The following is a 25,639-nucleotide window of genomic DNA, read 5'->3' as shown; positions in this document are numbered from 1 at the left end:
TTGCGAGTGTTTTAGGTAGTAAACTTGCGTTCTACCCATAAGAATGTACAAGATGCCAATAAAATTAAATAAAACCAGATTTTTGATACCTCAATTTTGACCTTTTGCTGTATTTGTTTTGTTACAGTGTCTTTTTGTGACTGATTAGCGACGAAAATATGGGTAGTTGCTGCTTTTTTTAATTTTTTTAGGCTTGACCAGCTCTTTTTTGTGTTTACATACCACCACGCTTGGCCTCTACCTCCCCATTTGGCTTGTTGCCAGCCGGTTTTTTGAGGAAAGTAAGTGCTTTGCCACTCATAGGGTGTAGCCGCATTTTGCGCTGGGGATACCGGTTGGTCATTAATAGCAATACTTGAAGGTGCTACCGAACTTTGCAGTGTTAAGATTACCGGCTCATTAACGTTTGGAAAAGGGGAATCCACTTTCCAGTTATCTGAAGGTGGTAGCTTGCGTGCCGATTGATTGATGAGCAGCGACCAAAGCGAGGCATAGTCTTGCTTGTTACCGGCCAGCATCCAGGTGTAGGTGTGGTTAAGTGTAGTGAATACCAGTTTTCCGGCACCTGCCAACGTGGTAGCGGCCAGCTCGTGGTTTTGAGCATCGGTCACTAAGCTTTGCGTGTTGTTGCGGTAGCCGATGTAAGTTGGGTCGATGTTTAAGCGCGCGGTTTTGGTTTTGCTATTTTGCAATATGAGGGGTACCGAAAGCTGTTCTTTAACAGCCACGGTATTCACCGGAAAACTGCTTTGCAACCAGGAAGCCGCCTTGCCCGAGCTATCGGCCCTGATAATTACACCCAAGCCTTTCTGCGTTACCTGTTGCTTAAGCGCACCGCCCTCGGCAGGGGTCAGTGATTTTAAGGCTGATAAATCGCCAATTATTACATCAAATTTATCGAGCAGGGTAGTAGTAATGTGTTGCAGGTTCAGCTTTTCGAGGTTGAAATATTCCTCGCTTGCTTTATCCTTGCTAATGCTGGCACGCGCAGCCACGGCATAGCCGTTTTCGCCCAGCCAGTTCTTCAGAAAGCGGTCTTCAAAATTGGGAGATGCGCTTAACAATAATACTTTTATAGGTTTAGTAGGCTCGATCTCTAATGGGATACTTTCGTTGGCTAAGGTATCTTTACCCGATAAGGAAAGGAGCTGGTAAACCACGCGCCCGGTTAGCTTAGGCAATGCGGCTAACTGAAAGTTGCTGGTTTTGCCTGAGGGGATGATTACGGAGTCGAGCGTGGTGTTCAACCCTTTTAATATTAGTTTTACAGGGCTACCCTCATTGTTCTTGAACTTGCCTTGCAGGTTTAGGGCTTCACCAGTTTTGAGCTTGGCGGGCCAGCTAATGCTTTGTATGCCGCTGGGTGCGGGTGCGGGGGTATAGCTTACGGGTATATTTTTTAACTGCTTTAGCTCATAATCTTCCAAGCCGTAACCCAGTATTTTAATCTGTTTAAGGGCAGGTTTGCGGTTAGTGAGTTCTTGCAGACTGTTTATCAATTGTGCTTTTGCGTAGTTTTTTTGAATGGCTTTATCTAAGGTAAATACAGGTGAACCGACGGGTATGCTGTCTTTATTAAAACCTTCGGTCAGGAGTATGCCAGTACTTTGATCTGCCACAGGGATTTGTCCGCGGTAGCTTAAAGGCAGTGCAAGGCAGGCCAGTGCCGCAACGGCCAAAACTATAGCCAGCAAGCGCCAGCTTAAACGTCGGCGATCAGCGCGTTTAATTTCCTGCCAGCCGAATAGCAGTAGGAGGATGATACAAATGATGATAACCGATAGTGTCCAGTTCATTATGATTCGTTACCGGTTTAAATTTTTATAATACCGCTGGCCCAGGCCCATATCGGGCGATGAAGCCATCGGCGATGGTGTTGTTTTACTGCCCGGCAGGCTTGCCTGTATAGCTTTTTCTACCACGGCACGGTCGGCATTTCTTATTGATGCAGGGGTAGCCAGTATGCGGCGTATAGCGCTCACCGCTTTAAGGTAAGTACCGGGCTGGGCGGTGGCTTTTGCGGCCAGTTGCTGTGCTGCAATTTGCAATACCTGTTTATCGGCAGGGCTGATAGCCTGATGTCTGGATTGTTCTAATACCATTGCCGCTTTTTTGAGACTTACAAATTGATCGGCAGGTGCTTTGGCATTTTGGCTGTTAATTGGCTGACCAATTTTGCTCAGATCACCGCTCAAACGCTTTTCGGGCTTAGTAGGTGGCGGGTTGTAGCTGGTTTTAGCCACGAAAGAACGTGATTTTTGCTGCAAATCTTTTAACAGGCGCAGAGCTTTATATTCAAATGGCAATGCTTCCTGTGGTTTATAAAGGCGCAGGCGCAGTTCGGCCTTCCACATTTCGTTCAGGGTGGCTTTGAGTTGTGCTTTGGCGGCGGGTTCTAAAAAGGTGGCATCTTCGGCATTGTCGTGCTTATCGGTATAGGCATCCATTACCACCTTGGCGTTACCAAAGTTTTCGGCTTTGCCTACATCTTCGTTGCCATCGGCTTCTTGTCCGCTTTCATCTTCTTCGCCTAAAAACTTACCATAACGCAGGCGCAGCATTTTTTGGTCGGCTCCTACATCGTTACAACGGTTTTTGAATACAGTTGCACTGATGCTGTCTTTATCTTTCAATAATTTCTCGGTATCAAGAATGATCTGGCGCTCGCTGCGGAAAAATTCGGGTTTAATGTTGGCGGCCGCCACAATGCCATCCATACTTAATAACTGAGCGGTATCCTGGATAGATACGATCAGTACATCGGTACGTGTTTTTTGCTGATGATTATCTTGCGCCTGTATGTAAAAGTACAGCTCATCGCCCGGTTCCATACCTAATTTAGGCAGGTCGATGGTGCGTTGAAGATTGTAGGTTTTTCCACCAGTAACAGGTGTATTAAAAGCAAAGGAGGTATCCTTAAACTTAACTGCTTCGCCGCTGCCCTTGGCTACCGTAGCAAAAATATGCGCGTCGCTAAGGCCGTAATCATCGGTAACGGTCGTATTGATGGTAACTCGCTGCGCTTCTCCGGCATCAATATGTGTATACTGTTTAGGCGTTTTAATACGGATAACCGGCAGGGCATCTTTAATGACCTGTATTTGATAAAGGTCGGATAGTTTGCCGTCAATACTTACCTGGTAAAAGCCCGGTTTACTAATTGCTTTGCTTGCATGCCATTCAGTAGCATTTGCACCTGTAAGCGGCATGCGTTCGTGCCCGTTAAAAATTAGCCATGTCTTGCCAATGGGTACGTTGGTGGTTATCTTCCACGTTGCAACAGCGCCTTCTTCGGCCATAATGGTAAACTTATCCTGCGTGCGCTGGCCTTTGCCGGTGTAGGCAGGCGGTGTGATGGTGAGCGCAACGCCATCTACTTGGGGTAGTGTTTTTTCGGGTGGGGCATTGGTTGAACCGTTCGTGACAGCGTTGTTGTGTTGGCTGGGTTTGCTAAGGTTCCAGCGTTGATGTGTTTTAGCGATGGCCAGGCTGGCGGCGAGTGTCAACAGCAAAAATAGACTGGCTTTTTGCAGCCGGGCATTAAAGCCCGGCGGTTGTGCAGGAACGGTTTGTAAAGCCTGCTCAACCTTATGTAGCTGCAACTGCTCTAATAAATTGAGACTTGCTACTGGTTTGAGTACCAACTCGCTGCTTTCTTCCAGTTGCGGATAATGCAGGTTTAAGCTGCTGCAAACGCTTTGCAGTGTTAGCTTCCAGGGGTGGTTAATTGCAAATATAACGATGCAAGCTATAATGAAAACGCCAAGTGCCCACCACATAGATAGCCCCAATAAATAATGCAGTATACAGCCCACCAGTATGGCTATACCTGCTGCCTTTAAAGTATCGGTAAGTAGTTGCAGGCTAATCCACCGTTGGCGTAAGGCCTGTATTTTTTGTGCCCCTTCCTGTACCATCATGCGCTTAAAGTTTTAGGTGTGCGATGAGCCAGCCAGCGTTCGGCCGCAAAAACAATGATCAACGTCAGCCAGAAATAACGGGTCAGGCTTTTATTTTCGAACGGCTTGGTAGTTGCTGCGGTATGTGTTTGGGTAATGTTTTGCGGCAGGTATTGCTGTGCCGTTAAGACACGTTTATCATACGGCGAGGTATCAAGTCCCGAAGGTTTATTCAGCAGTTTTAGCATCCATGCAGGGAAAGCATCGCTCCAAACTAAATTGTTCCAAGCCGGGTTAAAGCGGCTGTAGTAATGGTAAATGCGCTGTGTGCCGCTATGTTGCAAGCCTAAAAGCATGTTGCCAAAACCATCATTCCAAACAGATATGTAAATTGGGTTTGCGGCAATGCTCTTATAAAGATTCACCTTCTCCTGATCTGGCAAAGCCGTGGCAAACTGCCCTGCATTACTCATCCAGCTACTTACAGTAGCAGGTTTGCCGCTTTGGTAGGTTAGGATGTTTTTGCAGTTCTTGCTTGCTGCTTTACTTAGTGGTTTATCAGACAACCAGAATAACCATGAAGTATTTGCCGGAATTTGTGCTGGATTACTTACAGTTTTAACGACAGTTTGCCTTTGGTTAAACTGTACTACGGCTTGTAATGCTGCTTTGAGATAGAAGGCGTCGGTAGTGTTATTGTCAGCATAAATAATTAAGCTTTGCACAGCGGTATCTACAGTTACAGCTTCCTGCTTACCGCCCGCTAAGCTGATCTGGGCTTTACCTTCAGTAGTGTTAATATTGAACGTGGTATTTGCCTTATCCTTCGCCCGCAAATTACTGTAGGTATACGTAGTGCCCGAGGGTTTACTGGCGCCTTGTACTACCCGCACATCACCCGAAGGTGTAAACCAGGCATCTTGAATGTAAGTGACGGCAGAATCGGCCGGAGTATAGGTTTGCCAGTGCAGGTTTAAAGCTACCTGTGGTTTGCTGCCCTGAAAGTATGTAGCCTGATTGGGAGTAAATACATAAACCGGAAGTGTAGAGGATACTTTACTGTTCAGTTCCTTTACCAAATCCCAGTAGTTATGTTGCGTGTTTTTGGGAGCGGAGAGTGGGGTTTTTAGGGAATCTTTAGCGTTCAGAAAAATTTTTGTCAAGTTGGATTTGGCAAAGCCCGGATTAAAATAATGGAACTCGTAACCTGCTTTGGTCAATGAATCGATAGTTGGTTTGAAGGTTTGATAAGTACTGGTAAAAGTTTCTTTGGGGAAAATTACCCAGCCTTTCACCTTAGCTACTTCCATTTTCTTTTGCCATACCGGCAGTGCCAGCAACAAGGCCAGTATTAACAGCAACAAGCAACGCAATATAAACAAGGGTATATCTAACAGCTTAAAGCTGCGGCTACTTTTGCGCGAAGCGGCATCTATGAGCGAAATGCTGCCTACTTTTAATACCTTGCCCGAACGGATATTCCATAAGTGTAACAGCACCGGTATAAGTAACGCGGCGGCACCAAAGAACCATATGGGGTTTAAAAATTGAAACATAAGCCCCTCCTAAATTCTCCCCGGGAGGGAGGACTTTTGATTTGCAATTTTGCTGTTTGATTGTGTGTTCCTCATTTTTCTTTTCTTAACTCCCTCCCTCCCGGGGAGGGCTGGGGAGGGGCTATTTATTCCTTTGCACTAAAAAGTCTCTCAACGCCACATCCAGCGGTTCACTGGTGTTGAGCATGCGGTGGATAATGTGTTTACCTAATAGCTGCATTTTAATCTCTTGCTGATGTTTTTCTAAAGCTTCTTTATACTGTTGTTTGGCTTGCGGGCCTACTTGTACTACTTCCCCGGTTTCCAGGTCTTGTAAAGAGGAATAGCCTTTAAAATCAAAGTCAAGTTCGTTTTGGCCCATCAGCTGAAACACTATGATCTCATGCCTTAATGCCGCCAGCGAGTCCAACAGTTTCATGATCTCGCCCTCGGGCTGGTACATATCGGTAATGAAAACCAGCAGTTCTTTTCGGCCGCTGCCTGCAAATAACTCTTTGTAATGCACCGACTGGGTAAATGTGCCTGCCGGCTTAATGTTCTCTAACTGATGATAGAACCGCTTTAAATGCTGCGGATCGGGCCGCGAAGCCAGCGAAAATAATCCGCTATCGTTAAATACATATAAGCCTACGGCATCTCCCTGTAAATTGGCCAGGTAAGCCAATGATGCTGCCAAAAAACGTGCATATTCAATTTTGGTGAGCGTACCATCATCATGATTCATCGAAGCACTGGCATCTACCAAAAAACGCACGGAGATGCTGGTTTCTATCTCCGATTCGCGGATGTAGTAGCGGTCGCTTCGGGCATACATGCGCCAGTCCAGCCAGCGCAAATCATCGCCCGGTTGGTAGCTGCGATATTGGCTAAACTCCAGCCCGGGGCCTTTTACGGTACTTTTATTAAAGCCATTCATAAACCCATCAATTACCGTTTTAGCCAGTAAGGGCAGGTTTTTTATGGTCATGAGTACTTTAGGGTCGAGCATATTCGGGGAGCGGGGGTTTGAGGTGCGGGGATTTATAGGTGCGGGGAGCGGGGTTTTGAGGTCGGGCAGCAAGATTCTCTTCGCTCCTCGCAACTCCATACCGCGCAACTACTTCCTCGGTATCAATTTAATTAATTCTGCTGTCGCTTTATCGGCAGTAATGCCTTCGGCTTCTGCTTTAAAGTTCATGAGTACGCGGTGGCGCAATACCGGGGTGGCCATGGCGTGTATATCTTCCATCAACACCGCGTAGCGGCCTTTGAGTAATGCTCTTGCTTTTGCGGTTAATATCAAAGCTTGCCCCGCCCGCGGACCGGCGCCCCAGCGTACCCATTCTTTAACGTAACTCAAGGTGGTGGTATCGGGCCGTGTGGCGCGGATGAGTTCGCTTACATAACGTACCAGATCTTCGCTAATGGTAACCTGGCGCACCAGGGCCTGCGCTTGTTGTATTTCCTCGGCACTAATGACCGGGTTAATGGTGGCTTTGCTTGTGCCGGTAGTGCGATTTAAGATAGCAAATTCTTCCTCGGCGGTTGGGTAGCCTATTTGTACTAATAATAAAAAACGATCTAATTGTGCCTCGGGCAGGGGGTAGGTACCTGCCTGTTCAATTGGGTTTTGGGTAGCCAGGATGAAAAACGGCTTATCAAGCGGGTAGGTTTGTCCGCCATAGGTTACCTCAAATTCCTGCATGGCTTCTAACAGCGCCGATTGCGTTTTAGGGGGGGTACGGTTAATTTCATCGGCCAAAATAATGTTGGCAAACAAGGGGCCTTTGTTGAATTTGAAAAAACGTTTACCCGTTACGTGATCCTCCTCCAAAATTTCGGTACCTACAATGTCGGTAGGCATTAAATCGGGCGTAAACTGTATACGGCGGAACGACAGGTGCAGCGCCTGCGACATGGTTTTCACCAGCAGGGTTTTGGCCAAACCGGGCACACCTTCCAGCAAACAATGGCCGCCCGCCAAAAATGCTACCAGCAGTTCGTCTAAAATATGTTCCTGCCCTACAATAACCTTTTGTATTTCGGTTTTCAACTGCGGCAACTTAGCCAGCAGCGTTTTTACATCAGTTTCTGTTAGTTCCAAAGTTAAGCCCTTTTAAAGCCCTCCCTCCCGGGGAGGGTTTGGGAGGGCTGTTTCGCATCACAAGATATTGTGATTTGATTTAAATGCCGTAACATTTTGCAAAAAATTGAATTAAGTATTTAAAAAATTACAAAGACGGCGGTTAAATTCTGTCATCCTCAATAAATTTTATACTACTTTTAATTTTTTAACCCGAATGTCTTTAAATTCTAAGTTTACATTTACACGTTTTAGCTACCACTCGGGCGATTGGGACACCGATCAGCGTATGCCATCCAATATTTTAAATTCTTTGCTGGAATATACAACTATTCCTATCGATACAAAGGAGAAAGTAGTGGCTTTAAGCAGTCCTGATATATTTAACTCGCCATTTAGTTATATGAGCGGCCACAAACTGGTACAATTTGATACGCAGGAACGGGCCAATTTCAAGAAATATGTGCAAAACGGTGGGTTTGTATTTGTAGACGACTGCAACCACGATATCGATGGCTTGTTTGCCAAAAGTTTCGAAGCACAAATGGCTATGCTCTTCGGGCCGCAGGCGTTGAAGAAGATCCCTAACAATCATGAACTATACCGTTCCTTTTTCACTTTTGAAAAAGGGCCACCCAATACCGCCTTCGAACTCAATGGCTGGGGCGACGACCTGGTGCACGATTACCTGAAAGCCATTACCATTAATGGGCGCATTGCTGTTTTATATAGCAACAAAGATTACGGCTGCGAATGGGATTACGATTTTAGAAACAAACGCTTTTTGGCCGAAGATAATACCAAATTCGGCGTAAATATTGTGGTGTATGCCATGAGTTCGTAGCGGGCAGCGTTATTCAATTTAAAACAGCTACTTTTGCCCCGCTGCTTAGGTCAGTATAATATACATGGATGAGTTTTTTGTAAAAGACGGTGAAGTAGAAAAAGGTCCGTTCACTTTTGAAGAGTTGACCGATGGTCGCCTCGAACCTGATGATTTGGTACGCACCAACTTTAGCCAGTGGGAAAAGGCCAGTAATATTCTCGATTTTGCAGAATATTTTCAATACGAAGGCTATTACTTTCCAACCGAAGCTAATTTAGCCACATTTTGGCAGCGTTTACTGGCTTTTATTATCGATTATCTACTTATGGTAATCATAGTTGTAGTGGGCTGCTATAACTTTGACCAGTACCTGCCTTTCCGCATGGCCAATTTAGATATTGATAATATGCGGCAGCGGGAAGTATTACAAGTTGTTTTCAGTGCTGTATTCTTTCTTTACCATTTCCTGTTTTACCTATCTCCTTTAAAAGGTACGCTTGGCCAATACCTGTTTAAGTTAATTGTGGTAGATGCCGAAGGAAAGCCGATCTCATTTGGAAAAGCAATTATCAGGAGCGTGTGCAAAGTGCTATCATTCAATATATTCTTTTTAGGTTTCATCAGCGTTATCTTTAGCAAGTACAGGCAATCTTTTCACGATGCTTTGGCTAAAACGTACGTAGTGAGTAAGGATGCAGGTCTTATAGCAGAAGAGGAAGATAATGGTACCTATTAAGTAACGTAAACCGTAGCGGAAATAAACTATTTGGGCAACACCTTATGAAGATACTCATCATGGGTGCATCTTGCGCCGGTTCTACCACGCTAGGTAAGGCATTAGCAGCGCGGCTCCATTTTCCATATTTCGATAGCGACTATTACTTTTGGGAGCAAACTAATCCTCCGTTTACCGTAAAGCGTGACAGGGATGAGCGTATTACTATGCTTAAAAACGCAGTTGAACCACATAATGATTATATCATCGGCGGATCGCTGGTAAGTTGGGGTGATGAATGGCTTTCTGCTTTCGACCTCGTGGTGTTTCTTTATCTCCCTCCCGAAATAAGGTTGCAAAGATTAAAAGACCGTGAATTTGAACGCTATGGAGAAGTGATTTATAATGATGCGGAGAGAGCCAAAGCTTATCAGAAATTTATAGACTGGGCTGTTGCCTATGACACCAACGCCATAAGCGGCCGTACCCGGCAGGTACATGTAGATTGGCTGAATAAAATTAAATGCCCTGTACTCCAGATCAGGGGCGATACTACAGTAGAGCAACGCATTGAACTTATCGTAACTCAATTATCCGGCGGTTTAAACCCCTTATAAATTAACATTACCTTGAAACAAGCTTAGGTTAATAATCCTTAACTTTGCTTTTGTAAATAAGTCATGCTACTCCATATGATGAATGCTGAAGCCATTAAGGCCCTGCCCGGAAGTTATTGTAATTCGTTAACCGAGTACTCGCGTTTTGTAACCCGCGAAGTCACCATTGGCGATGTGCCTATGGGCGGCCATAATCCCATCCGCATTCAAAGCATGACCACTACCGATACCATGGATACCCTGGGTACGGTAGAGCAAACCATCCGCATGGTGAATGCAGGCTGCGAGTATGTGCGTATTACCGCGCCCAGCATTAAAGAAGCCAACAATTTAGCCGAGATAAAAAAGCAGTTGCGTGCCCGTGGTTACACAGTACCCCTGGTGGCCGATATTCACTTTACCCCTAACGCGGCCGAAGTAGCGGCCCGCATTGTAGAAAAAGTGCGCGTTAACCCCGGTAACTATGCTGATAAAAAGAAATTTGACGAAATAGACTATACCGACCTTGAATACCAGGGCGAATTGGACCGCATTTTTTCTAAGTTTACCCCGCTGGTAAATATTTGTAAAGAATATGGTACCGCCATGCGTATAGGTACCAATCACGGTTCGTTGAGCGACCGTATTATGAGCCGTTACGGCGATACCCCGCAGGGTATGGTAGAGTCGGCCATGGAATTCATTCGCATGTGTGAGGCGCTGAACTATGATAATTTATGCATCAGCATGAAGAGCAGCAACCCGCAGGTAATGGTGCAGGCCTACCGCTTACTGGTACAAACCATGGTAGCCGAAGGCATGAACTACCCGCTGCACCTGGGCGTAACCGAAGCCGGCGATGGAGAAGACGGTCGTATTAAATCGGCCGTGGGTATTGGTACTTTGCTCGAAGACGGCCTGGGCGATACCGTCCGTGTATCTTTAACCGAAGAACCCGAAGCCGAAGCACCGGTGGCTATTGCATTGGTGAACAGGTATTCGGAGCGAGGTACTAAGAGGAGCGGGGAAGCTGCCGGTATTAAGATTGAGGAAGCTACAAGTTTTAGGAGCGAAGAGGCCTCCGCACCCCGCACCTCGAACTCCGCACCTCAACATTCTCCCTACGAATACCAAAAACGCCTAACCGACGAAGCCAACGCTTTTATAGGTGGGCACATGGTGCCGCGGGTGGTGTTGGATTTGAGCAACCGTAATCTTAAAGATCCATCTATTTTGAACGATGCCGGTTACCTATATTCGCCCATCTTAGATAAATATAACATGGCCGATCAGTCGGTAGATTTTGTATACCTGGGTAGCAACCTGCCATCGTTTACCTTTCCGGGTAACTTAAAGCAGTTGTATAATTATGCTACGTGGTCAACTTTAGCTAACAAAAAGAATTGCCATCCGGTATTTAACCTGGCCGAATATTTAGCTGCTGAGGACCGTACATCGCCCTTAAACTTAGTGAACGTAACATTGGCTGACTTTGATGCTGTCCAATTCATCAAATTAGCTCATGACGATAAAGGCTTAGTATTTGTTTTAGAAACCAGCGCTTTACATGGCATGGCCGAGCAGCGCACCTTCTTCTTTGAACTTAATAAGGCGAATATCACCACACCCGTAATTATAAAACGCAGTTACGATTTTGGAGGAGTAGAAGCTACAGGTGTGAAGAGGAGTGAAGATGCTCCAGGTATTGAGGGAAGTACAATTAAGGTAAGCGAAAGTTCACCATCTATAGTGAGTGCCAACAATTCAGAAATTTTAATACCGGCTACCGAACACACACCTCCGGCCACCCAACTCCAGCTTTATGCCGCTACAGATATGGGCGCGTTGCTTGTGGATGGTTTTGGCGATGGGGTATGGATAGATGCTCCGCATATGCCGCCAGCAGTAATTACTTCTACTGCCTTTGGTGTTTTACAAGCTACGCGCTCGCGTATCTCTAAAACAGAGTACATTAGCTGCCCAAGCTGCGGTCGTACGCTGTTCGATTTGCAGGAAACTACGCAGATGATCCGTAGCCGTACCAGTCATTTAAAAGGGCTGAAAATTGGCATTATGGGTTGCATCGTAAATGGTCCAGGCGAAATGGCCGATGCCGATTACGGTTATGTAGGCTCAGGTCCCGGAAAAATTACTTTGTATCGCGGTAAAGAAGTAGTGAAAAAGAACGTGAATGCCGTAAACGCACTTAATGAACTGATTGGGATTATACAGGGCGATGGTAATTGGGTAGAGCCTGCGGCTTCTGAAATAGGATAGGTACGGTATAGTGTGTTCTCACTGCTTTGCCTTTAATTTTACCGGATACCCATTTTGGTGATTTTTTCACAACGCGTAAAGCTTCGTTTTCAAATAAAGAATTTTGCCGGTGTCCGGCAACTTCTATGTCCGAAAGGCTACCATCTTGGTTTACTACAAAAGTTATGATAACGCGGTCAACAACTTCTTTAGTTCCGGCTGGATACATAAGGTTAGCATTTACATACTTGAGAAACTTTTCATATCCTCCTGGATATTCCGGAAGTATATCAACCGAAATATGTACGTTTCCCTTGATGATCTTGTTTCTTGAGGGTGTACAAACAGGTTCGTCTATCCTGACAAGTTGATTAGTTGCAGCATTGTCGGGATTACTTTGATTTGGCACACGCTTACAGCTCAGGCAATTCACGCTAAGAACGATTATTGCCATAATTAGTGACTTCGACCAATCTATCTCACTAAAGTATGGCATTACTTGTTACCGGCTTAGGCTTAACTAAAAACAATAGGAACAGTATACTGCACTCTTACAGGCTTGCCATTTTGCTTTCCGGGATTCCATTTAGGCGATAATTTTAACACCCTAATGGCTTCGTTGGCCGCCTCTTGGTCAAAAATGCGGCCAATAGCCCTTAAATCGCTTAAGCTGCCATCTTTTTCTACAACAAAAGTGATGATAATCCTTCCGGTTTTTTCTGTTTTAGATTTATTCAGGTTTTTATTTATAAAAGGTAACAACTTCTGATATCCACCCGGAAACTCAGGTAATTCTTCAACAGAAGTAAAGACAGCTGTATCAGCTTCTTTTTTGCTTAACTTTTTGTCAACAGGCTTTGTAATGGGCTCGTCAATTCTAATAACCTGCGCTTTAACAATACTGCTGATAAGGCTAAAACAAATGGTTGCTGTAATAAAGCTAAATGCCAGGGATAATTGATGTTTTTTCATTTCTTAAATTTCCTCACTCATTTGTAATAAAGATAGCGCTTTCTGTAATAAATAAAAACAGGCATCTGTCTGTAAGGTTATCAAATAAAACAAAGAGCAACATGGCTAAAAACGTAGCAGAACAACTGGTAGATATGCTGATAGCTGCCGGTGTTAAAAGAATATATGCCGTTACCGGCGATAGTTTAAACGAGGTAAACGATGCCGTGCGCCGCACCGATGGCAAAATACAATGGGTACATGTGCGTCACGAGGAAGCCGGTGCCTACGCCGCAGCTGCCGAAGCAGAACTGATGGGGTTGGCTTGTTGTGCGGGTAGCAGCGGCCCCGGCCATGTACATTTAATTAACGGTTTATATGATGCCCATCGCGCGGGTGCCCCAGTTATTGCCATTGCATCTACCTGTGCTACTATAGAGTTTGGTTCAGAATACTTCCAGGAAACCAATACCATTAAACTGTTTGACGATTGCAGTCATTACAATCAAATTGCCACCACCGCTGCCCAGTTGCCAAAAATGCTGCAGGCCGGTATTCAAAGTGCATTGAGCAAAAAAGGTGTTGCTGTAATTGGTTTGCCGGGTGATGTAACTAAACTGGATGCCGAGGAAATTACAACTTCAGTAATTAATTATGCGCCCACCCCAATAATCCGTCCTGCCGACCGCGACCTGCAAAACATGGCGGCCTTGCTCAACGAGAGCGAAAAGATCACCATATTTTGTGGAATAGGCTGTTCCAACGCACATGATGAAGTTGTGGAACTGGCCCAACGCCTTCATGCTACTGTAGGTTATTCTTTCCGCGGAAAAATGAGCATTCAGTATGATAACCCTAACGAAATTGGCATGACCGGTTTACTTGGCTTACCTTCTGCCTACCACAGTATGCATGAGTCGGACCTGATCGTTTTGCTCGGTACCGATTTCCCATATACGCAATTCATCCCGCAAGATTGTAAGATCATTCAGGTGGATACCAAGCCCGAACGCATTGGCCGGCGTGCCAAGGTAGATATGGGTTTATGCGGAACCATAGAAGATACCCTGCAAGCTTTACTACCACTCATCCCGCAAAAAACTGACGATAGCTTTTTAAAGAAGCAGTTGGAACTGTACGATAAAGTGAAAGATAACCTGCAAACTTATGTAGACGATCATGGTACCAAAAACCAGATCCACCCTGAGTTTGTAGCCGCCACGCTGGATAAACTGGCCACCCATGATGCCATTTTTACGGTTGACACCGGTATGTGCTGTGTTTGGGGCGCGCGTTATATCAGGGCTACCGGTAAACGGAGCATGTTAGGGTCATTCAACCATGGCTCTATGGCCAACGCTATGCCGCATGCTATTGGTGCCGCACTGGCTTGTCCCGATAGGCAGGTAATTGCCTTGGCTGGCGATGGTGGGATCTCTATGTTGTTAGGTGATTTAGCAACTATAGCCCAATATAAGCTGCCTATCAAGATTGTAGTGTTCAATAACCGCTCGTTAGGTATGGTGAAGTTGGAAATGGAAGTAGCCGGCCTGCCCGATTGGCAAACCGAAATGCACAACCCCGATTTTGCCATGGTGGCGCAAGCCATGGGCATTAAAGGTGTCACTATTAGCGACCCCGAAATGGTAGAACAAGCCCTGCGCGAAGCGCTAATGTTTAATGGACCGGTGCTTTTAAACGTAATGACTGACCCTAACGCCCTCGCCATGCCACCTAAAATAGAATTTGAACAGGTAAAAGGCATGACCGTAGCCATGAGCAAACTTATGCTTAACGGTCAGATGGGTGAGGTTTGGGATACGATAAAATCAAATTACAAGCATATAAAGGATGTAATTTAAAGCCCCTCCCTAACCCTCCCCGGGAGGGAGGGAACATTATAAAAAATTTAGTAGCAATTCGTCTTAAAGCCCTCCCTCCCGGGGAGGGTTGGGTGGGGCTGTTATCTATACTTCTCCCACCACTCCGAATTGTAACTCTCGCCCGTCACTTCCGTAGGCATCCCAGGCTCGGGCGCAAAAAGCGTTAGGTTTTCTTTAGCAGCTAATTCCAGTAAAATATCAACGGGTTCGTGCCAGGCATGCAAAGCCAGGTTAAATGTACCCCAGTGTATGGGCATCATTTGTTTGCCTTTAAGTGCTAAATGGGCGTTAACGGCGCTTAGCGGACCCATGTGGATATCGGGCCAGTTTTTGCCGTAAGCACCAATTTCCAGCATGGTTAAATCAAAAGGGCCATAAGCCTCTCCAATATCGGCAAAGCCATTGAACCAGCCCGAATCGGCACCGAAAAAGATATTATGCGTGTGCCCTTTAATTACAAAGGCACTCCATAAGGTTTCATTGCGATGGGTGATTCCACGGCCCGAAAAGTGGCGGGTAGGAGCGGTGGTAATGGTTAGGTCACCACCTATTGTAACAGTATCTCCCCAATCCATCTCATGAATGAGATCTGCCCTGACGCCCCATTTTTTAAGGTATTGCCCTACACCCAGCGAAGTATAAAAAGGTATATTTTCAGGTGCCAGGGTACGAATGGTAGCCTCATCAAAATGGTCGTAATGGTCGTGTGAAATAATGATGCCATCCAGTTGGGGCAACTCATTTAAAGGCAAGGGAGCCGGAAAAAACCGTTTTGGTCCAAAATATTGAGTGAACGAACAGCGCTTGCTCCAAACCGGATCGGTCAGAAAACGCTTGCCATCAATTTCAATTAACAAGCCCGAATGCCCCATCCAGGTAATGCGCAAACCGCTTTGAGGTGGGGTTTGATAAATAGTGGCATCGGTATTAAAAGGACCCAACGGTTTAAGCGGTGTGCTTTCGGCCTTGTTGGTCATGTATTCCCACATAATCGGCAGCATCTTGTCGAAGCCGGCTTCGTCTGTTGGAATGGGGTTTTGGTACTTATTGCCTATTTTGGTGGAGCCTTTTAATTGCATGTTTAGTGTTGAATATTGAGCCAATATACGCTTGAAAAGCCTATGTGACGGTAACCGATCAAAAGTTTACAAAATTTCGTTATTTCTTCAAAAAACCTCAAAAATCTTCATTTAAATTCATGAAGTCTTTTGAGGTAAAAAACAGGTGAAATAGATCTAACTTGTCTGTTGAGTCGCCGGAAAATATTAAAATTAACCGTTCAAAAACTGGAGCGCTTCATCACACAGTTCTTGTAATGCCGGCGGTAGCTTGGCCTCGGTCCAGGGGTGTGCCGAGCCAAACACATGATCGGTGTTAGGCAGCAAAAGTAATTGGGCATTGGGCTGCATGGCCTTTAGCTCATGCGCCTGGCTAATGTTCACAACACTATCGGCCGTGCCATGCACAAGCAGCCAAGGTTGTTGCACATGGGCCGCCTGCGCCAGCACGTTTAACCGGCCGGCGTTGCGTTCCAGGTCTGTTAATAGGCTGGCTTTAACCGGCATTTCCTGCCCGGTACGTTTGTTGGGGAAATATAGTACCCCGGCCAGCTTCCATTGCTTTTCAATTTCCTTAGGCCAAAGGTTGCGGAAAGATGCTACCGATGCCATGGTGATCAGCTTGTTTACGCGTTTATCTTCGGCAGCCTTAATAATGCTGATGCCGCCGCCCATGCTATGGCCAATGAGTATCACTTGCGTGGCTGCCCTCATCACCGAGCCGCTGCATGCCCAGTCTATCACCAGTTGCAGATCATCTAACTCGGTAGAAAAAGTATTTTCACTAAAGGCAATCATGTCGGTTAGTTCATGAGGCTGTTCGGGCGTGCTGCCATTGTGCGAAAAATTAAATTTCAAAAAGCGATAGCCATTCGCAGCAAAGTAACGGGCTATGAGGTGATGCGAGCCCCAGTCTTTAAAGCCCTTAAAGCCATGTACAAAAATGATGAGCGGTGCGCCGGGCTGTGCATCATCATAAGTAAGATCGGCCAGCATATTGCGGCCTTTATAGCCGGGTAGGGTATATTGTTCGGTGGTAATCATGGTTATGTTATTAAGCGTGGCTTACCCGTTTTGTTTGCCAATGCCAGGCCAGCCACAGCATTAACACTGGTTGGAAAACTAATCTGATCCAGGCTATCAAAGGCGTTACGTACAAATTACCCAATTGTAAAGGAGCTTGTTGTAACATGGTAATATGAACAGGCAAAAAGGCCGCCAGCATCAAAATAAGTAATACGATACCTGCGTTTCTGCTTGCCGGAAAAATGAGCATTACTCCAAAAATAATTTCGCAGGCACCGGCTATATAATTTAATGCATGGTGATAGGGCAGGTAATCGGGGATGATCTTAATATAGCCATCCGGATGTATAAAATGATTTATCCCGGCAGCTATATAGGCTATAATTAAAATAACAAGGCTGATCTTCTTTAAATTCGACATAGGTACATTAAGCGTAGAAAATGTTTTTGTTAATTAATTATTTTGAAGGGCTGTTAAGCAGAATGAACGGGCTTAAGAACTGTTTAAATATAAATCATTTGATTAAGGTTGACTAAGCGTATTTGATAAACTCCATTTCAGCCATTTAAGAGGTGATTATGTATTTATTTATACTCATTCTAAATTGCTGTGTTTGACAAAGCCTTGACATAGCAACCTCAATTTACATAGTACTTTTGTGGGATAGGAATTGCTAAAATTATAGAGGGCTTTGAAGTATTTAAAAGTTATAGCTTTTACGCATAAACAGATTGAACTGAAGGATCTCGGGAAGTTGGTGATATGTCAGGAAAATTTGGCTGATAAACTGCAGCAGGTAAAAGCACAGTTTCAAATCCCTGAGATATTTTACCTGGCTACCTGTAACCGGGTAGAGTTTGTAATGGCTTCCGCTGAGCCGGTAGATAAAGATTTTACACAGAAATTTATCCAGGCCCTTCATATTGATCTTTGTCCCATGCACCTGAACACCTTTATTGAAGGTGCCTCTATTTATGAAGATCAGGAAGCATTAAATCATTTGCTAAGAACCTCGTGTTCCTTAGAAAGTTTGGTAGTTGGCGAAAAAGAAATTTTAGCCCAATTACGTAAAGCTTATGAAAGCTGTCGCGCTGCCGGTTTAACAGGCGATTACCTGCGCATGGTGATGAACACCGTGGTTAAAACCGCTAAAGAGGTTTACACGCATACCAATATCTCGCGTCACCCTATATCGGTGGTATCCTTAGCTTACCGCAAGCTTAAGGATCTGAAGCAATGTTCTAACGCCCGCGTACTTATTATTGGTGCAGGCGAAACTAACCGCAATATTTCCAAATACCTGCAAAAACATAAGTTTTCGAACTTCGCCGTGTTTAACCGCACTTTGGCCAATGCCGAAAAGCTGGCAGCCGACTTAAACGGTGAGGCTTACGACCTGGAAGCATTGAAAACTTACAATAAAGGTTTCGATGTGATCATCACTTGTACATCGGCTACATTGCCCGTGATCACTACAGAAATTTACGCATCATTATTGCAAGGCGATACCAGCCGCAAAACCATTGTTGATTTAGCCGTACCTAACGATACTGCTGCCGAAGTACTGGAGCAATTCTCGGTAAACTACATCGAAGTAAATTCATTAAACGAAGTAGCCAAAAAGAACCTGCAAGAACGTTACCAGGAACTGGTACACGCCGAAAGAATTATCGAGCAAAACATAGACGAGTTTTTACCCCTGTTAAAGCAACGCCGCGTAGAGGTGGCTATGCGCCAGGTGCCTGAAAAAATAAAGGAGATTAAGCACGCAGCCCTTCATACGGTATTTGCCGATGAAGTGCAATCTTTAGACGAACAATCTCGCCTCGTACTCGAAAAGGTAATTAATTATATGGAGAAGAAGTACATTAGCGTACCTATGGTAATGGCTAAAGAGATCATGATCAATAATAATTAGACTTGCTCTTATAAGATATTTGAAAGACACTTTAGGGTGTCTTTTTTTGGTTTAGGACTATATAGCATTAGTCTAAGTGATTTCGAACGATAGTGAGAAATCCTGTTCGAGCAGTTAGCTAATGTGTTTTGAACTTAGTTTTTGCTAATGAACTTACCTCGTCTCGCTCATTGCCGCGAGAGGCTACTTCTTTTGTCTTAGCCACAAAGCAAAAATTCAAGGCTGTTTATTTTTGCCCTTTGGCTTTGCCCACACTTAGGCCACCGCTACATGCAAATCTACAAGACCGTTGTCCACCACCCAAGGCCACTGTTTTTTGCCCCGCTTTCTGCCGAAGCTGACAATCCCTCCTTAACCCACCCCAAGGATGGAATAATAACGTTTATTACAATTCCCTCCTTGGGGAGGGGTGTGGTTGCATTGTGTGGTGGCAGGGAGGGGTTTGACACGCATGGTTGATGAACCGCTTTATTAAACCCCTCCCTGCCCTCCCGAGGGAGGGAATTAAAAAAAAGCAAATGACTTTGCATACAATAGGCTACTGTTCAAAAGAAGCGTGGGCCTCTGCCAGCGCACCCGGCCGGGAGTGGGCCTTGTGTAGTGGCAGGGATTGCGGTGGCTTGATTTTTTTGTTACTTTTTGTATCAAGACAAAAAGTAGTAGCCACTCGCGGCAACGAGCGAGACGAAAGAAGGTCTTAGCACTAACTAAAGTTCAATGCGCATTAACTGATTGTATCAACACCAGCTTACCGCTCGAACAGTATTTCTTACTATCGTTCGAATGACATAACTAATTAAAAGCTGAGGTTACAGCCCTCTTTAAACTGCCTTAAACCATTAACCGTCAATTAATCCTCACATTCTCATAAAAATTCCTTAACAACCTGTGTAAAAGTTAAATTTGTGCTGCAAATCTTAAATACCCTTGGACAGAACAGTTATTATAGGCACCCGCGGCAGTGAATTGGCTTTATGGCAAGCCAACTTTGTAAAAGATAGTTTGGCCGCTATTGGTGTAACCGCCACATTGAAAATCATTAAAACACAGGGCGATCGTATCCTGAACCTCAGTTTGGATAAACTGGAAGGCAAAGGCTTTTTTACCAAGGAGCTGGAAGAAGAACTAATAGCAGGCACTATTGATGTAGCAGTACATTCGCACAAAGATCTGCCTACTGAGCATCCGCCCGGGTTAACTATTGCAGCTGTATCGGAGCGTGAAGATCCGTCTGAATTATTGATCATCCTGAAAGACTGTGTAGATGTTCACCAAAAGCTGTCGGTTAAGTTTGCCGGTACCGTGGGTACTTCCTCTAACCGTCGCAAAGCACAACTGCGTGCCTTGAGGCCCGATCTGGAAATGGACGACCTTCGTGGTAACGTGCCTACCCGCATAGGTAAACTGCGTAGCGAAAAATATGATGCCATTATGCTGGCCAAGGCTGGTGTGGTGCGTTTGGGTATAGACCTGAGCGAGTTTCATGTAGAAGAACTAACTCCTACCGAATTTGTGCCTGCACCTGCGCAAGGTGCTTTGGCTATACAAATACGCGAAAAAGATACCGCGCTGCATGCCATTTTACAGCAGCTTCATCACCCCGAGGTGGCCGAAGCATTGGCCATTGAGCGTACCGTGTTAAAGCAATTTGGCGGCGGCTGCCACATGCCGTTAGGCTGTTATTGCCGTAAGCATGAGGGTGTATACCAGGTGTTTACCTCTAAGGCCGATACGGAAGATGATTTGCCCGACCGTATGTTTATTACCTCGCCTACAACAGAGGGATTGATAGACAAGATTTTAGCCAAGTTTGATAAAAGCCGGAAGATAGCCAATAAGGTATTTATATCGCGCGAGTTGCCGGCCTCAAGCTATTTTAGGCGTGTGCTCGAAAAGCATGATATAGAGGTAGAAGCCCGTTCATTAATACGCACGGTGCCCGTCATGACCATTTTAAATCCACATATTCTGCAAAATGTTGACTGGGTGTTTTTTACCAGCAAGAACGCAGTAGAATATTTTTTCCAGCTAAAGCCTCAGTTTGCTAAACCTGTAAAATTTGGTGTAATGGGCAGCGGCAGCGAAGATATGCTGCGCCGCAACGGCCACTTTGCCGATTACGTAGGCGAAAGTGTTGACACTGCCGAGGTAGCGCAGGAATTTGCTAAAATAGCCAATGGCTTAACCGTGTTGTTCCCCGGTGCCGAAAGCCCGATGAGGAGCATTCACAAAGCACTGTCGGCCGAAACCAAGATCATCGATCTGCCGGTTTATGCCACCATGCGCGAAGAAAGTGCATCGGGCACCATTGCCGATATTTTGGTATTTACCAGCCCGTCTAACGCCGAGGCTTATTTTAAAGATAATTTATTGGATAATAACCAGCAGGTAATTGCCATTGGCAAATCCACTGGTAAAACCCTAAACGATCTTAATATTAACCATACCCTGCCTTTCTCACCCGACGAAGTTGGACTGGCCGAGGCGGTGTTTGGACTATAGGCTCCTCCCAAACCCTCCCCGGGAGGGAGGGCTTTAAGTAACATAGGGGTTTAATAGAATAGATTTTTACAAAAGTCCTCCCTCCCGGGGAGGATTTAGGAGGGGCTTTATGCTACAACGACCAAGAAGAAATAGAAAGAGTGAAGTGATTCGGCAAATGGTGCAGGAAACACATGTGAGTGCGGCAAATTTGATTTTTCCATTATTTATTATTGAGGGCGAAAATCAAAAGACAGAAGTTTCTTCAATGCCCGGCATTTTTCGTTACTCGGTAGATAATTTACTGCGCGAGGTAGAAAGCTGCATGAATTTGGGATTAAAATCGTTCGATTTGTTCCCCAACATCGACGAATCTTTAAAAGATAAAATGGCTACCGAAAGCTACCGCGAGGAAAGCTTGTACCTGCGTGCCATTCGCGAAGTAAAGAAAGAGTTTCCTGAAGCCTGTTTAATTACCGACGTGGCCATGGATCCGTACAGCAGCGACGGACATGATGGCGTGGTAGATAACGGCGAGATCTTGAACGATGAAACTTTAGAGGTTTTAGGCAAAATGGCTTTGGCCCATGCCCGTGCCGGTGCCGATATTATTGCCCCGTCGGATATGATGGATGGCCGTGTAGGTTACATTCGTAAAACGCTGGATGAGCATGGGTATAGCGGTGTTTCTATTATGTCTTATTCCGCCAAATATGCCAGTGCTTTTTATGGTCCTTTCAGGGATGCCCTTAACTCGGCCCCTAAATTTGGCGATAAAAAAACTTACCAGATGAACCCGGCCAATCAGCGCGAAGCGCTGATTGAAGCCAACCTGGACGAGATAGAAGGCGCCGATTTCCTGATGGTAAAACCGGCCTTGCCGTATCTCGACGTTATAAAATTACTGAAAGACAATACCGAACTGCCCATAGCAGCCTACAACGTAAGCGGCGAGTATGCCATGATCAAAGCTGCTGTACAAAACGGCTGGTTAAACGAGCAGCGCGCCATTACCGAGGTGCTCACCAGTATCCGCAGGGCAGGCGCTACGGCTATTTTGACGTACCACGCCAAAGAGGTGTTGTTGAATAAGTGGTTATAGAGGATAGAATATAGAGTACAGCGTCAAGAATACAGACAATACCAAGAGTACAGATATACAACATGTCATTGTGAGCGTAGCGTGGCAATCGCACGCGTTCAGATTTGCATCCTTGGGGTTGCCGCATCGCTATTGCTCCTCGTAATGACATTAGAATAACGAACTGTCATGCTGAGCTTGTCGAAGCATTGCCGCGTGCTAAGTCTTCGACAGGCTCAGACTGACAAGCGGCCACCAGGCAGTGGCATAAACAAACAAGAAAATGATCGAATCAAAAGATAAAATCAGCAAACCCGATATCAGCCGTGCAAAATCGACTGAATTATATAACAAGGCTAAAACCTATTTTCCGGGTGGGGTAAACTCACCGGTGAGGGCTTTTAAATCAGTTTATGGTACGCCGTTGTTCATCAAAAAAGGTGATGGCGCTTACCTGTGGGATGCTGACGACAACCAGTTTATTGATTTTTGCTGTAGCTGGGGACCGCTTATTTTAGGCCATAACCACCCTGCTATCCGCGAAAAGGTGATCGAGGTAATGCAAAACGGCATGTCGTTCGGTGCGCCAACGGCGCTGGAAAACGAATTGGCCGAATTGATCATCAGCAATAATCCTTTTATTGAGAAGATACGCTTCAACAGTTCGGGCACCGAGGCTGTCATGTCGGCCATCCGTTTAGCACGTGGCTATACCAAGCGCGATAAGATCTTAAAATTTGAAGGTTGCTACCATGGTCACGTAGATGCTTTACTTGTTAAAGCAGGTTCGGGTTTGGTTACCTTCGGCGAAACCTCATCTGCAGGTGTGCCTAAAGCCTTTGCCGATGAAACCATTGTAGTTGCGCTGAACGATAAAGAAGCTTTAGCTAAAGCCTTTGAAGATTTTAAAGACCAGATAGCCGCCGTAATTATGGAGCCTATCCCGGCTAATAACGGCCTATTACTGCAACACACCGAGTTTTTACAATACCTGCGGGAGATTTGTACCGCTAACGGCACCTTGTTAATTTTTGATGAGGTAATTTCCGGTTTCCGCGTAGGTTTTGCCGGTGCGGCCGGCTTGTACCAAATTAAGCCTGACATTATTACTTACGGTAAAATTATTGGTGGTGGTTTGCCGGTAGGCGCCTATGGTGCATCGGCTCAAATCATGAGCAGTGTATCGCCCGAAGGTCCGGTTTACCAGGCGGGTACGCTATCGGGTAACCCGGTGGCCATGGCTGCGGGTATTGCTCAATTGACTGAATTGCTGAAGCCTGGTTTCTACGAAGACCAAAACCAACGCACCAAAGACTTTGTGAATGATATTGTGGAGTATGCCAGCCAGCGTAATTATCCGCTGGTTATCTCACGTGTCGGTTCCATCTTCTGGCTCGCGTTCGATACCAACGCGGTTATCCGCAAGGCCGAAGATATCGACCCCAAAAGCATGGATCACTTCAAAAAACTGCATTTGGAACTATTAAACCGTGGTGTTTACATGGGCCCATCAGGCTACGAAGTTGGCTTCGTATCGGCTGCCCATACTACCGCGATACTTGATACCGCAAAACAAGCTATATTTGAGAGCCTGGATGTGGTGTTCAGCCCCTCCCAACCCTCCCCGGGAGGGAGGGCTTTAAATGAGCAAGCTGATTTCAGGGAATAATATTTATCTATAAATTGATTAACCAAAAGTCCTCCCCTTTGGGGAGGGTTGGGAGGGGTTTATGAAAAGACCATTTGTAATATTCTACGCGCTCATTACTTACGCCTTAATGGAGTTGGTTTGGTGGGGGTATATGCTCATTTCACTTCAGCCGTTGCGTACAGGCATGATCTTGGGCGAGGGCTTTATGTTTTTGGCCATTATACTGGGTGGCGCTATGCTATTCCATAAATCGCTGAACAAGGAGCGTAAACTGGTAGAGCAGAAAAAAAACTTTTTGCTTTCGGTTACGCATGAGCTGAAATCGCCGCTGGCCTCTATCAAACTATATTTGGAAACCATTCAAAAGCGCAACCTCAGCAAAGAACAGGTGACTGACTTTGTGGGCAAATGCCTTTTAGACGTGGATCGCCTGAACGATATGGTAGAAAATATGCTGCTGGCTGCCAAGATCGAGAACCAGTCGTATACTTTCCCTAAGCAACAGTTCGACCTGTCGATGTTGGTGGACAACATAGTAAACCGCCTGCAGATCAATAAATGCGACCTCACGCAGCAACTCATCAACGCCGAAATTGAATCAAAAATAGAAGTAACCGGCGATAAATTTGCGCTTACCGCAGTGGTCACCAACCTGGTCGAAAACGCCATTAAATACTCTGGTCCGTGCGAAACTGTTGATGTGAAGCTTTACACCAGGGCAGGCAAGGTACATCTTGAAGTAGCCGATCAGGGCATTGGTATAGCAGATGCAGAAAAAAGCCGTATTTTTGACCGGTTTTACCGTGTAGGAAGCGAAGAAACCCGTAACACAAAAGGCACGGGTTTAGGTTTATACATAGTAAAACAAGTACTGGATAAACACGAGGCCATTATTAATGTACGCGATAACCGTCCGTCTGGCAGTGTTTTCGAAGTTATTTTGGGTTAAACCTGTTTCAACACAACCTATATGCAAGCAAAAAAAAGAATTTTATTAGCCGAGGATGAAGAGCATCTTTTAGAGGCTATCAAGTTAAACCTGGAGCTGGAAGGCTATAAGGTGACTACGGCCAATAACGGTAAAAAAGCCCTTCAAAAGTTTAAAGAAGAACGCTTTAACCTCGTTATACTGGATGTAATGATGCCCGAAGTTGATGGCTTTGTAGTAGCCGAAACTATCCGTTTAGAAAATTCGGAGGTGCCCATCATGTTCCTTACAGCTAAAAATACCAATGAAGATAAAATTCAGGGCCTCAAAAAAGGTGCTGATGATTATCTGACCAAACCTTTCAACCTCGAAGAGTTAATTCTTCGTGTAAATAACCTGGTTAAGCGGGGCTTAAAAGGTGAAGACCTGAAAGAGTTTAACAGCTATAAAATTGGTGAGAAAACTATCCACTTCAACTCATTTGAATTGATTAACGAGGATGGCTCGGTTACGCCGTTAACCAAGAAAGAAACCATGCTGTTGAAGCTGCTGATCGAGCGTCGTAACGAGGCCGTATCGCGCGAGCAGATCTTGGAAACGGTATGGAATTATGATGTTTACCCATCAACCCGTACTATCGATAACTTTATTTTAACGTTCCGTAAGTATTTTGAACCCGATCCTAAAAACCCGGTTTATTTTCACTCTATCCGTGGGGTAGGTTACAAGTTTACCGATACGCAGCACTAAT

At 45.3% G+C, this 25,639-nt stretch carries 21 protein-coding genes; 11 read left to right on the top strand and 10 right to left on the bottom strand.

What is annotated here, in order from left to right; genetic code table 11:
- Positions 1 to 11: 11 nt before the first annotated feature.
- The 5 genes from IEV61_RS02885 to IEV61_RS02865 form a co-directional block, all read right to left on the bottom strand.
- The gene (locus tag IEV61_RS02885) at positions 12 to 1,796 is read right to left on the bottom strand and encodes a hypothetical protein (protein ID WP_188413598.1); all 1,785 of its coding nucleotides are present in this window, start codon (positions 1,794 to 1,796) and stop codon (positions 12 to 14) included.
- Between the two features lie 9 nt (positions 1,797 to 1,805).
- Complete coding sequence (locus tag IEV61_RS02880) at positions 1,806 to 3,920, bottom strand: hypothetical protein (protein WP_188413597.1); 2,115 nt, start codon at positions 3,918 to 3,920, stop codon at positions 1,806 to 1,808.
- The gene (locus IEV61_RS02875) at positions 3,917 to 5,455 is read right to left on the bottom strand and encodes a BatA domain-containing protein (RefSeq protein WP_188413596.1); all 1,539 of its coding nucleotides are present in this window, start codon (positions 5,453 to 5,455) and stop codon (positions 3,917 to 3,919) included. Before IEV61_RS02875 ends, IEV61_RS02880 begins: the two co-directional genes overlap by 4 nt.
- Before the next feature lie 121 nt (positions 5,456 to 5,576).
- Positions 5,577 to 6,443: a DUF58 domain-containing protein gene (locus IEV61_RS02870; protein WP_229747011.1), complete on the bottom strand. Its 867-nt coding sequence runs from the start codon at positions 6,441 to 6,443 to the stop codon at positions 5,577 to 5,579.
- 108 nt (positions 6,444 to 6,551) lie between these two features.
- Positions 6,552 to 7,538 carry an AAA family ATPase gene (locus IEV61_RS02865; protein ID WP_188413595.1) on the bottom strand — a complete coding sequence of 329 codons (987 nt, stop codon included), beginning with the start codon at positions 7,536 to 7,538 and terminating at the stop codon, positions 6,552 to 6,554.
- Between the two features lie 196 nt (positions 7,539 to 7,734).
- Here IEV61_RS02865 and IEV61_RS02860 point away from each other — a divergent pair, with 196 nt between their 5' ends.
- The 4 genes from IEV61_RS02860 (at position 7,735) to ispG (ending at position 11,931) form a co-directional block, all read left to right on the top strand.
- Positions 7,735 to 8,361: a DUF4159 domain-containing protein gene (locus IEV61_RS02860; protein WP_188413593.1), complete on the top strand. Its 627-nt coding sequence runs from the start codon at positions 7,735 to 7,737 to the stop codon at positions 8,359 to 8,361.
- 64 nt (positions 8,362 to 8,425) lie between these two features.
- Positions 8,426 to 9,079 carry an RDD family protein gene (locus IEV61_RS02855; RefSeq protein WP_188413591.1) on the top strand — a complete coding sequence of 218 codons (654 nt, stop codon included), beginning with the start codon at positions 8,426 to 8,428 and terminating at the stop codon, positions 9,077 to 9,079.
- A gap of 44 nt (positions 9,080 to 9,123) precedes the next feature.
- Positions 9,124 to 9,675, top strand: coding sequence for an AAA family ATPase (locus IEV61_RS02850; protein ID WP_188413589.1), 552 nt, complete (start codon positions 9,124 to 9,126; stop codon positions 9,673 to 9,675).
- A gap of 78 nt (positions 9,676 to 9,753) precedes the next feature.
- The gene (gene ispG / locus IEV61_RS02845) at positions 9,754 to 11,931 is read left to right on the top strand and encodes a (E)-4-hydroxy-3-methylbut-2-enyl-diphosphate synthase (RefSeq protein WP_188414420.1); all 2,178 of its coding nucleotides are present in this window, start codon (positions 9,754 to 9,756) and stop codon (positions 11,929 to 11,931) included.
- Here ispG and IEV61_RS02840 read toward each other — a convergent pair.
- Together IEV61_RS02840 and IEV61_RS02835 are read right to left on the bottom strand one after the other, a co-directional pair.
- Positions 11,879 to 12,364, bottom strand: coding sequence for an energy transducer TonB (locus tag IEV61_RS02840; protein ID WP_229747010.1), 486 nt, complete (start codon positions 12,362 to 12,364; stop codon positions 11,879 to 11,881). The genes ispG and IEV61_RS02840 overlap by 53 nt on opposite strands.
- A gap of 62 nt (positions 12,365 to 12,426) precedes the next feature.
- Positions 12,427 to 12,882 carry an energy transducer TonB gene (locus IEV61_RS02835; RefSeq protein ID WP_188413585.1) on the bottom strand — a complete coding sequence of 152 codons (456 nt, stop codon included), beginning with the start codon at positions 12,880 to 12,882 and terminating at the stop codon, positions 12,427 to 12,429.
- A 101-nt stretch (positions 12,883 to 12,983) separates the two neighbouring features.
- Between IEV61_RS02835 and IEV61_RS02830 the strand changes: the two genes are divergently transcribed.
- Positions 12,984 to 14,723: a thiamine pyrophosphate-dependent enzyme gene (locus IEV61_RS02830; RefSeq protein WP_188413583.1), complete on the top strand. Its 1,740-nt coding sequence runs from the start codon at positions 12,984 to 12,986 to the stop codon at positions 14,721 to 14,723.
- A 101-nt stretch (positions 14,724 to 14,824) separates the two neighbouring features.
- Here the strand turns inward: IEV61_RS02830 and IEV61_RS02825 are convergent, their stop codons facing one another.
- The 3 genes from IEV61_RS02825 to IEV61_RS02815 form a co-directional block, all read right to left on the bottom strand.
- Positions 14,825 to 15,823, bottom strand: a complete 999-nt coding sequence (locus IEV61_RS02825; RefSeq protein ID WP_188413580.1) for an MBL fold metallo-hydrolase — start codon at positions 15,821 to 15,823, stop codon at positions 14,825 to 14,827.
- A 192-nt stretch (positions 15,824 to 16,015) separates the two neighbouring features.
- Positions 16,016 to 16,846 carry an alpha/beta hydrolase family protein gene (locus IEV61_RS02820; RefSeq protein ID WP_188413579.1) on the bottom strand — a complete coding sequence of 277 codons (831 nt, stop codon included), beginning with the start codon at positions 16,844 to 16,846 and terminating at the stop codon, positions 16,016 to 16,018.
- Between the two features lie 10 nt (positions 16,847 to 16,856).
- Positions 16,857 to 17,249, bottom strand: coding sequence for a DoxX family protein (locus IEV61_RS02815; RefSeq protein ID WP_188413577.1), 393 nt, complete (start codon positions 17,247 to 17,249; stop codon positions 16,857 to 16,859).
- A 271-nt stretch (positions 17,250 to 17,520) separates the two neighbouring features.
- Here IEV61_RS02815 and hemA point away from each other — a divergent pair, with 271 nt between their 5' ends.
- From hemA to IEV61_RS02785, 6 genes are all read left to right on the top strand, one after another.
- Positions 17,521 to 18,747, top strand: coding sequence for a glutamyl-tRNA reductase (gene hemA / locus IEV61_RS02810; RefSeq protein ID WP_188413575.1), 1,227 nt, complete (start codon positions 17,521 to 17,523; stop codon positions 18,745 to 18,747).
- A gap of 927 nt (positions 18,748 to 19,674) precedes the next feature.
- Positions 19,675 to 21,249, top strand: a complete 1,575-nt coding sequence (gene hemC / locus IEV61_RS02805; RefSeq protein WP_188413574.1) for a hydroxymethylbilane synthase — start codon at positions 19,675 to 19,677, stop codon at positions 21,247 to 21,249.
- A 109-nt stretch (positions 21,250 to 21,358) separates the two neighbouring features.
- Entirely contained in the window at positions 21,359 to 22,330 is a 972-nt protein-coding gene (hemB, locus tag IEV61_RS02800) for a porphobilinogen synthase (RefSeq protein ID WP_188413571.1), read from the top strand.
- A 262-nt stretch (positions 22,331 to 22,592) separates the two neighbouring features.
- Complete coding sequence (hemL, locus tag IEV61_RS02795) at positions 22,593 to 23,978, top strand: glutamate-1-semialdehyde 2,1-aminomutase (RefSeq protein ID WP_188413569.1); 1,386 nt, start codon at positions 22,593 to 22,595, stop codon at positions 23,976 to 23,978.
- Between the two features lie 61 nt (positions 23,979 to 24,039).
- Positions 24,040 to 24,909, top strand: a complete 870-nt coding sequence (locus tag IEV61_RS02790) for a sensor histidine kinase (RefSeq protein ID WP_188413567.1) — start codon at positions 24,040 to 24,042, stop codon at positions 24,907 to 24,909.
- 21 nt (positions 24,910 to 24,930) lie between these two features.
- On the top strand, positions 24,931 to 25,638 hold the full coding sequence (locus IEV61_RS02785) for a response regulator transcription factor (RefSeq protein ID WP_188413565.1): 708 nt from the start codon (positions 24,931 to 24,933) through the stop codon (positions 25,636 to 25,638).
- The last annotated feature ends 1 nt before the right edge of the window (position 25,639 follow it).

Origin of the sequence: Mucilaginibacter galii (assembly GCF_014635825.1) — a bacterium.
Taxonomy (GTDB): domain Bacteria; phylum Bacteroidota; class Bacteroidia; order Sphingobacteriales; family Sphingobacteriaceae; genus Mucilaginibacter; species Mucilaginibacter galii.
Note: the sequence above shows the minus strand (reverse complement) of the source record. Positions and strands in the feature narration are given on the sequence as shown.